Source organism: Kamptonema animale CS-326 (assembly GCF_028330895.1).
Lineage (GTDB): Bacteria > Cyanobacteriota > Cyanobacteriia > Cyanobacteriales > Microcoleaceae > Kamptonema > Kamptonema formosum.
This window is the reverse complement of record NZ_JAQMUA010000242.1, coordinates 24,235-32,541: the sequence shown is the minus strand read 5'-3', so window position 1 is coordinate 32,541 and position 8,307 is coordinate 24,235. Positions and strand designations below refer to the sequence as shown.

General features: G+C 40.9%; 10 protein-coding genes. 3 read left to right on the top strand and 7 right to left on the bottom strand.

Features of this window, described 5'->3' with window-relative positions; all coding sequences use genetic code 11:
• Positions 1–1,050, top strand: a 1,050-nt coding sequence (gene psbD, locus PN499_RS14125; protein WP_272032603.1) for a photosystem II D2 protein (photosystem q(a) protein), incomplete at its 5' end; no start/stop codon positions are given.
• Positions 1,051–1,218: 168 nt separating this feature from the next.
• On the opposite strand, the gene PN499_RS14120 is transcribed toward psbD, so the two are convergent.
• From PN499_RS14120 to PN499_RS14110, 3 genes are all read right to left on the bottom strand, one after another.
• Positions 1,219–1,977: a superoxide dismutase gene (locus PN499_RS14120; protein WP_272032602.1), complete on the bottom strand. Its 759-nt coding sequence runs from the start codon at positions 1,975–1,977 to the stop codon at positions 1,219–1,221.
• A gap of 210 nt (positions 1,978–2,187) precedes the next feature.
• Complete coding sequence (locus tag PN499_RS14115; RefSeq protein WP_272032600.1) at positions 2,188–2,817, bottom strand: CBS domain-containing protein; 630 nt, start codon at positions 2,815–2,817, stop codon at positions 2,188–2,190.
• Positions 2,818–2,846: 29 nt separating this feature from the next.
• A complete protein-coding gene (locus PN499_RS14110) occupies positions 2,847–3,467 on the bottom strand; it encodes a cysteine dioxygenase family protein (RefSeq protein WP_007356915.1) in 621 nt (206 codons plus the stop codon).
• 417 nt (positions 3,468–3,884) lie between these two features.
• Between PN499_RS14110 and PN499_RS14105 the strand changes: the two genes are divergently transcribed.
• Positions 3,885–4,022, top strand: coding sequence for a hypothetical protein (locus PN499_RS14105; protein ID WP_272032599.1), 138 nt, complete (start codon positions 3,885–3,887; stop codon positions 4,020–4,022).
• A gap of 207 nt (positions 4,023–4,229) precedes the next feature.
• The gene (locus PN499_RS14100; protein WP_272032598.1) at positions 4,230–5,834 is read left to right on the top strand and encodes a helix-turn-helix domain-containing protein; all 1,605 of its coding nucleotides are present in this window, start codon (positions 4,230–4,232) and stop codon (positions 5,832–5,834) included.
• 148 nt (positions 5,835–5,982) lie between these two features.
• On the opposite strand, the gene nifT is transcribed toward PN499_RS14100, so the two are convergent.
• The 4 genes from nifT to PN499_RS14080 form a co-directional block, all read right to left on the bottom strand.
• Positions 5,983–6,186 (bottom strand): putative nitrogen fixation protein NifT, encoded by a 204-nt coding sequence (nifT, locus tag PN499_RS14095; RefSeq protein ID WP_272032597.1) that lies wholly within the window; start codon positions 6,184–6,186, stop codon positions 5,983–5,985.
• A gap of 11 nt (positions 6,187–6,197) precedes the next feature.
• The gene (locus PN499_RS14090; protein ID WP_007356919.1) at positions 6,198–6,464 is read right to left on the bottom strand and encodes a nitrogen fixation protein NifZ; all 267 of its coding nucleotides are present in this window, start codon (positions 6,462–6,464) and stop codon (positions 6,198–6,200) included.
• Positions 6,465–6,591: 127 nt separating this feature from the next.
• A complete protein-coding gene (cysE, locus tag PN499_RS14085; protein ID WP_272032596.1) occupies positions 6,592–7,356 on the bottom strand; it encodes a serine O-acetyltransferase in 765 nt (254 codons plus the stop codon).
• A 428-nt stretch (positions 7,357–7,784) separates the two neighbouring features.
• A complete protein-coding gene (locus PN499_RS14080; RefSeq protein ID WP_272032595.1) occupies positions 7,785–7,973 on the bottom strand; it encodes a hypothetical protein in 189 nt (62 codons plus the stop codon).
• Positions 7,974–8,307: the final 334 nt, after the last annotated feature.

Below are 8,307 nucleotides of genomic sequence, written 5' to 3'. Positions count from 1 at the left end.
GCAGTCGGACGCGCCCAGAACGAACGAGGTCTATTTGATGCCCTCGACGACTGGCTCAAGCGCGATCGCTTCGTTTTCATCGGTTGGAGCGGCTTGCTCCTCTTCCCCTGCGCCTTCTTCGCCATCGGCGGCTGGTTGACCGGCACCACCTTCGTTACCTCCTGGTACACTCACGGTCTAGCTAGCTCCTACCTCGAAGGCGCTAACTTCCTCACCGTCGCCGTTTCCACCCCCGCTAACAGTCTGGGTCACTCCCTGCTGTTCCTCTGGGGCCCGGAAGCTCAATGGGACTTCACCCGCTGGTGTCAACTCGGCGGCCTGTGGGCATTCATCGCCCTACACGGCGCATTCGCCCTGATTGGCTTCTGTCTGCGTCAGATTGAAATTGCCCGTCTCGTAGGCATTCGTCCCTACAACGCTCTGGCTTTCACCGGCCCGATTGCCGTATTCGTCTCGGTGTTCTTAATGTACCCCTTGGGACAATCCGGCTGGTTCTTCGCCCCTAGCTTCGGCGTAGCAGCAATTTTCCGCTTTTTGTTATTCCTGCAAGGTTTCCACAACTGGACGCTCAACCCCTTCCACATGATGGGCGTAGCTGGAATCTTGGGTGGTGCTTTACTTTGCGCCATTCACGGTGCCACAGTAGAAAATACACTGTTTGAAGATGGCGATGGTGCTAACACCTTCCGCGCCTTCAACCCTACCCAAGCTGAAGAAACTTACAGCATGGTGACGGCGAACCGTTTTTGGTCGCAAATCTTCGGAATTGCTTTCTCCAACAAGCGTTGGCTGCACTTCTTCATGTTGTTTGTGCCTGTAACTGGCTTGTGGATGAGTTCTATTGGTATCGTCGGTTTGGCTTTGAACTTGCGGGCTTACGATTTCGTCTCCCAAGAGTTGCGAGCTGCTGAAGATCCTGAGTTTGAAACGTTCTACACTAAGAACATTCTGCTTAATGAGGGTATCCGCGCTTGGATGGCTCCTCAAGATCAACCGCACGAAAACTTCATCTTCCCTGAAGAAGTTCTTCCTCGCGGTAACGCTTTGTAAGAATTCTTCACTCTTCTAGGCTCAAAGCCTTTTAGAAACTAAAAATTCAGGATGAAACTGTTTACACTTCACCCTTAATACTTTTAAAGTCCTTGCTTTTTAGCAGGGACTTTATTATTGTTGTTAACGGTTAACTGTTAACGGTTAACTTTTAACCACCAACAAATACTAAGCGATCGCTTTCTCATACCGCTGGTTAATTTCCGGCCAGTTGACAACATTCCACCATGCTTTTAGATAATCGCCGCGCAGGTTTTGATATTTGAGATAATAGGCGTGTTCCCAAACATCGTTCCCCATAATTGGATAGTTGCCTTCCATCAAAGGACTGTCTTGATTGGCGGTAGTTGTAATCTCAAGTTTGCCATTTTTATTGCGGACTAGCCAAACCCAACCGCTCCCAAAACGTTTTGTGCCTGCGTCGTTAAACTTTTGTTTAAAGGCATCAACACTACCGAAGGTTTGGTTGATTGCAGTTGCGATCGCGCCTGTGGGTTCACCTCCGCCTTTGGGACTCATAATTTCCCAAAACATGGTATGATTAACATGACCGCCACCATTGTTACGAACTACTGTGCGAATATCCTCCGGCACGCTATTGATGTCTCGCAACAATGCCTCAGCACTCTTTCCTTTCAGTTGCGAGTGTTTGTTAATAGCATCGTTCAGATTTTTGACATAGGCGGCGTGGTGTTTATCGTGGTGAAATTGCATAGTTCGCGCATCGATGTGCGGTTCTAGAGCATTGTATTCATAAGGTAAAGGTGGTAAAGTGAAACCAGTTTCGCTTTGAGCTAAGATATCCTCCTGTTTAGGGGTAGTTTGGGGTCGAGACAAATTGCTTCCCGATGCTTGGCAAGCACCAAACGTAGCTGCTCCAACGCTGGCGCTCAGTAAATACAAGAAATTTCGACGCTTAAGACTCATAATGATATACGACACTGCATTGTGTTAACTGTTTTATCTTATTTAAAGATAAATCCTGCTGTGTCGGCCAAAAGACATAAGGGTTCCATCTTTATGCGATCGCACATTACCTCCACACATGAGCTCATCTGCGATCGCAATAACTTTAGACGGGGTTTGCACCCCGTCAGACACTGAAGTTACCAATATTCAATAACTTCCTAAACTTTATCAAGCAGTTGCACTCAAAATTTGGTGTCGTACCTGTAAAATTTCTGGATTCTCCTCACAGTAGAGCTGAAAAGCAGTTTTTTCTTTCGGCTCAGTTCCTTCTTGATAAGTAACCTCAGCTTCCAGCTCCTCTGTCAAAGCCCAAGCATCAATAGCTTCCTGACTGGTAATACCTTTAGCACTAGAAATTGATTTGGCTTTCTCAATCGCTTTCCCCAATTCTCGCCGCATCAGGGGAGCTTTAGGATTTTCTAGGAAATCGCCTTTAAACAGAATATCGGTTTGAGAAATGATGCCAATCAAAGTATTGCTAATTACTGGAGCAATGCGGATGCCTGTATTAGCAAACAACCTTGCTACATACTCAACTCCTAGATCGGGATTGACAACAATACAAGGCTTGGTCATAATCTCATAAACGCGGATTTTCTCTAGGTCTTTTCCATAAGCAACAACCTTAGAGACAATATCCGTCTGGGTGAGAATACCATAAGCATCTTGCTGATTGCGGATATCTACAATTAAAGCCCGCAAGCTTTTTAGCCGCATCAATTTAACGGCTTCAGCTACTGTTGCAGAACCACGAATGGTAGCAACATCTTGAGTCATAATGTCAGATGCTTTCAGCATATTTTTTTCCTCTTTTTCTACTGTTGAATCTAAAAACTTTTGGCTGTCTGGGTTGTAATATTGAACTCAAAACGAGATCGTGGCAAGACATCACCATAAAGATGAAAAGTGACTGTGGGTTCCTCTCCTACTGCTTCTACACTATGAATAGCATTAGGTGTAAAACTGATAATTTCTCCAGCCCGAAAAACTTTTTCGCCTGTAAGTTCAATTTTTGAGGGGAACTCTGCATCGTTACAACGTCGCCAAAAACGATGTTTTTCTTGTCCCTTGAGCACCGCCACTATCCCCCAACTGCCATGATTGTGAATGGGTGAAATTACTCCAGGTGCAAAGGTGACGTTTTGGATAGTTAGTGGATATCCAATCTCATCATACAGCGTCAGAATCGCAAGACCTGTTTTTGGACAAGGCTCTAGGTATTGAGTTTGTACCCAATATGAATTTGTAATTAATTGGCGTACACGCATTCGGATTTGGGGTAAATAATCCCACTGTTCCGCTTCATTGTTTGCCTGTTCAACCAAATCCAAAATGTCTGTTAGGAAGCGATGTAAGTAATAGCAGTCACTAATTAAATCCCACTCCCTAGCTGTAGGTCGAGGTTGACACTCTCCACTGTCTGTTATTAGCCAATCTCTAGTATTCATCTGTTTAAATGGCGAAAGCAATGGGTTTAAGTATGGTTTTCGGTGAAAGCCAAATTCCAAAGAACCCCATCCTCTTTAAAGGTGGGTGTGTCAACCTAGCCTCGTTTTAGTCTGGTGATATCAAGTTCAGTTAATTAATCATTATTAGGAAAACGGACAGGTTTCTGGATCTCTGGTTTAAGCCTGGAGATATTGGCAAACTTGCTCTCGATCCGAATTATATATAATTAACCGGATTTGATATTACGACTGAACTGCTGTTGTTGGTGCTAAAGTAATTAAATAAATTATATCAGTTCGTATTTTCATAAACACCCTCTAATTAAGGCTGTACTCAAAGTCCCAAATCCATAGCTGAACAGCTTTTTATTTTTTTTTTGGGAAGAGGTACTAGCATTTCGCTCTATCGCAACCGTTTTGACGGTTAAGACGTTATTAATTGCTGAAACCCTTGCTTTTATTGCCGTCAACATCTCTGCCTTCAGCCTTGAGCTTAAAATATTACTATTTGTTGATGAGCGAATATTAATTACCGATCGGTCAGTGAGTATTTAAGAGAAATCCCAAATCTAAAAAGAGATATTGAAACAATTGCTGTATTTAAATATACAAAATATCAGAAATATTCTGATGATTTTTCTTTATATCTGCTTTAGAGATATTAAAAAATAATTAATGAATATTTAATTGTTTGGCATGAACAAAAGATCATTACTAATCAAGAATATTATCAGCTCAGTTATTAAGTGATTTTGATTAGCCATGTCTTATTCCATCACTAATCGTTGCATTCAGTGCGATACTTGTGAGCCTCTTTGTCCTACAGAGGCGATCAAACGAAAAGATGATAAATACTGGATCGATCCCAATTTATGCGATAACTGCGAAAATTACTCTGCGCCTCAATGTGTCATTTGCTGTCCAGTTAACTCCCCAGTTCCTTTCCGAGCAAAAAAAGGTAGATATAAAATTGATAGTGATAGAACTCTTCCTAGTCCTAACCTTTTTACTAACGGGAAAAATAATCCCTTTGCTTCTGCAATTGCTATCTGGGAATTGTGCAACATTTTAGTACAGGGAACCTCTCTTCGCTGGGAAATAGAAGATACTGGAGAAGTATGCTATCAGCGGCAAATCTTAAACGGAAAAGGTAAGATTGCCTTTCGTGTTGCCAACCCCTTAGCGGTTGAACCAACTGCATCACTTAAACATACAGAGGCTTTTGCAGTAATTGAATCCTTTGACATTAAAGCTGCTTGTCTCAATTTAATCTATGCAGCTCATATTACTGCCTTAGAGCGCCCTTGGGAAGAAGAATTTATCATCAATGACCTCCAAATTGAAGAATACTTAGGAATAGATAAACGTAAAGACCTCACTAAAGCAGCCAAGTTATCTCTAATCAAAGAACTTGCTCAACAACCCTGTAAATTAATGCTTAGTATTGATTTACCACCCCAGGGAAAAGTAAAAGGAATTTCCCTCAAAAATAGTCCGATCTGGAACTTGTTAGAAATCGAACATCATTTTCAAGAAGATGATTCGGGGTATAAACATTTAGTCGGATTAACTTTCAGAATAAAAGCTGGACAGTGGACAAAAATTTTTCTCAATCGACAAGGTTGTAAAGAACAGAATAGCTTTTATCAATATGGTACGCTGCCTAAAACCCTATTAAATTCAGTGATGGGAATTTGGCAACAACATCCAGGTGCGGCACGGATGTTAATTTGGTTATTATTTAAAACCAAAATGGGTAAAGAACAGCGTGTCACAGTACCTACATTAATGCGCGTAGCGTATGGTGAGAAAAAATTCAATACTTTATCTTCACAAAAAGATGAACGCAAACGGCTAATGAAAATCTTTGAAAATGATTTAGAAGTTATCAGTTGCTATGGAATAAACCCAGTATTCGATCCCATTACTTATCCATTAGAAATTCAACCCCTATGGGTGAAGCTCAAAAATATTCCAGAAGAAGCAGAGGCGGCTTTAGACTTTTGGATTGCAGATGGTAGTAAGAATAATCGCTTAACTGATGTGGCACCTCGTGGTAAGTGGAATCGTTTAATGAATGCACGAGTATTACATTTTGAAATCCCGCCTGAATGGGAATCTCCCACCAAAATGAAAGTTATTCAGCCTCAAAAAACCAAAGAGAGAAATAGAACCAAGGTTAAACCATCGGTTGAACTTTCATCTCAACAGATTATTGAGGCAAGGAAAATAAGGCTTTTGAGTCAGAGAGAATTAGCATCATTAATGGGCAAAAGTCAAAGCTGGATTAGAGATATTGAAAATGGTCGCTTTCAAGTTAAGGGAGAAGACCAAATGTTACTGCGGAAAGTGTTAGGGATGATGTAACAGTTGTCAAGTAAGTGAGGTATGGATCTACAAATTACCAGGTGTACCTCAATTGTCTGAGAGTTGATATCAGTCAGATAAAACTCCCCCACGTCTTGAGATGGAGGAGCGACAAAAGTCTAAGCTAAGCGTAAGGAATGTCAAAAGTCTAAGCTAAGCGTTTGGCTTCTACTGTTTGTGGTAATTTCAATGGTTCGAGTAAATTAGCAATTTCTAATTCCCAACCATTTGTCAAAGTCAATATTTTGTTTCCATTTAATTCCGTTTCACTCACTACTTCCTCTTCCAAATCTTTCTTGGCAACGTAAACCATTAATTTGCCGGCTGTACCGCGACGTAACATTACTTTCATCTTTAATTACCTCAAATTACTGTTTCAAATGGTTCTAGTTCTCTGGCACGACAACCAACAATATAGCCTGTTCCCATAAAATGCACAGCATAAATATAGGAGTTTTGTAAAAATGTCCCGATAGAAATCACATAGCCAATTTCACCCTTTTTTGCTAAAGTGGCCCCAATTTCCTGACCCGGAAAGGTTCCATCATTACGGATTAACTTGCGTGTTTGGACTTTTTGACCAATTTCAAAGCAAGGAGGCAAGTCAAGTTCTAATTCATCTAGCTGCATAGATTCCCTCAATAGAAAAACTAAGTTTAGAAGTTTGACGAAATTAATTGTACTTGTTTGGCTGATGTTTAAACCTCAAGGGAGAGAACATGGGCTATTTCTCTCTGGAATGTCTGCGGTCAAATAGCTACTTTTGACCAACTTGAAGGCGAAGAATATGCTCCTCTAATTTCTCAATTCGATCGACTAAACTGCGAATCAGTGCCGCTTCTGCATCTGGCATTTTTCCGTGTTCTAGTGGACAAGTATTTTGAGGAATGCGACGAATATTTCTACCAGGAACACCTACAACTGTACAATCTGAAGGCACGTCTCTTAATACAATAGAGCCAGCACCAATGCGGACATAATCACCTACTTCAATATTACCTAAAACCTTCGCACCTGCCCCGACAACAACATACTTACCCAGAGTCGGATGACGCTTACCGCTTTCTTTTCCCGTACCTCCCAGAGTAACACCCTGATAAATTAGGGTGTAATCTCCTAAAATTGCTGTTTCCCCTATGACTACTCCCATCCCATGATCGATAAATACCCCCTTACCAATGACTGCGCCAGGGTGAATTTCTACACCGGTGAAGAATCGTGTTAGGTAAGAAATTAGACGAGGGAAAAATGGAACTTTAAGATTGTGTAACCAGTGGGCAACCCGATGCAGTTCCAAAGCATGAAACCCTGGGTAAAAGCAAAGAACTTCCAGCCAATTACGGGCGGCGGGGTCGCGCTCGAAAATAATCTGGAAATCAATTTTGATTGTTTGCCACCAGTTTAGAAGTGGATTAGTAGATTGGGCATCCTCTGTTGCTGCTGGAGTGGTTGTACGACCTTGAGCATACAGTTTTTCTTGTGAAATAGGCTTAACTGTTAAAGGGGCAAAAGTCTGTAGCATTGCTTTCCGGGGGTGAAAAAGCCGTAATCTCCATCTCCTGCTTATATCAGATACTTGAAAACCAGGTAGTTTGCTTAACCTGGATAGAAATTATTAAATTAATTAAAGATGTACTCAAGCACCAAAGGCCTTGATAGGAGAGGGATTCATTTTTTTGTTGGGCTATAGGTACGAGTATTTTTGGCTATAGGTATGAGTATTTATCAGTGACGTACTCAGTATTTATGTACTCAGCCTTAAATCTCTTTCCGCAAGTATTTGAGACCATTTATATAACAATTTTGGGGAAGAAAAAATTGTACTCACCATCTTTTTAGGACTTACTGGGTCTTTAACCCTGTTGGTTAAGTCCTGCTTTGTCAGAATTACTGTCTAGAAATTATTTTTTAAATTTTTGTATATCTAACTACTATTTAAGCTTTTATGGCTTACAGTAAAAGTAGCGAGCATCCTTTTTTATGTGGCACTTGACGCAAATCCGCTATTATTACTTTTATTTTGTCTGTATCATTAGATACAATCAATAACTTTTGTAAATAAATCCCCAAAAAAAATCCCAGCTCCCAAAAAACTGATATATTAGATACAGAATTAAATTTAAGAATACCGTCAGCCATATCTCCAAAAGATCGTCTCGGTTATCCCCCTTCTCAATTGCCCTGTCAGATTAAATTTGGGCATCAAATTTATATTTTTTGAGTACCCATAAAGCCAGTAGAAAATTTGCTATAAATCTCATCAAACCCATGCGCCAACTGGGTTAGCTTTGAGTACAGAAATACCGCTTCTCGGCTACCTAAATACTTATCGCTTAGACCAAAAATACTCGTACCTATACCCCAAAAGTTTTTTTCAAATCTCTTTTTTCCTTACAGAGTAAGGATTACAGGTTTTGAGTACCTTCTTAATTAGTTTAATAAGTTTTATCCCTAGCCGTCTCTGTGGGAGGCA

Excerpts from the sequence above, each read along its gene's own strand:
- PN499_RS14090 (WP_007356919.1), bottom strand. The coding sequence starts at position 6,464 with ATGCAGCTAGATGAATTAGAACTTGACTTGCCTCCTTGCTTTGAAATT.
- PN499_RS14100 (WP_272032598.1), top strand. The coding sequence starts at position 4,230 with ATGTCTTATTCCATCACTAATCGTTGCATTCAGTGCGATACTTGTGAG.
- PN499_RS14120 (WP_272032602.1), bottom strand. The coding sequence starts at position 1,977 with ATGAGTCTTAAGCGTCGAAATTTCTTGTATTTACTGAGCGCCAGCGTT.
- PN499_RS14110 (WP_007356915.1), bottom strand. The coding sequence starts at position 3,467 with ATGAATACTAGAGATTGGCTAATAACAGACAGTGGAGAGTGTCAACCT.
- PN499_RS14080 (WP_272032595.1), bottom strand. The coding sequence starts at position 7,973 with ATGGCTGACGGTATTCTTAAATTTAATTCTGTATCTAATATATCAGTT.
- cysE (WP_272032596.1), bottom strand. The coding sequence starts at position 7,356 with ATGCTACAGACTTTTGCCCCTTTAACAGTTAAGCCTATTTCACAAGAA.
- nifT (WP_272032597.1), bottom strand. The coding sequence starts at position 6,186 with ATGAAAGTAATGTTACGTCGCGGTACAGCCGGCAAATTAATGGTTTAC.
- PN499_RS14115 (WP_272032600.1), bottom strand. The coding sequence starts at position 2,817 with ATGCTGAAAGCATCTGACATTATGACTCAAGATGTTGCTACCATTCGT.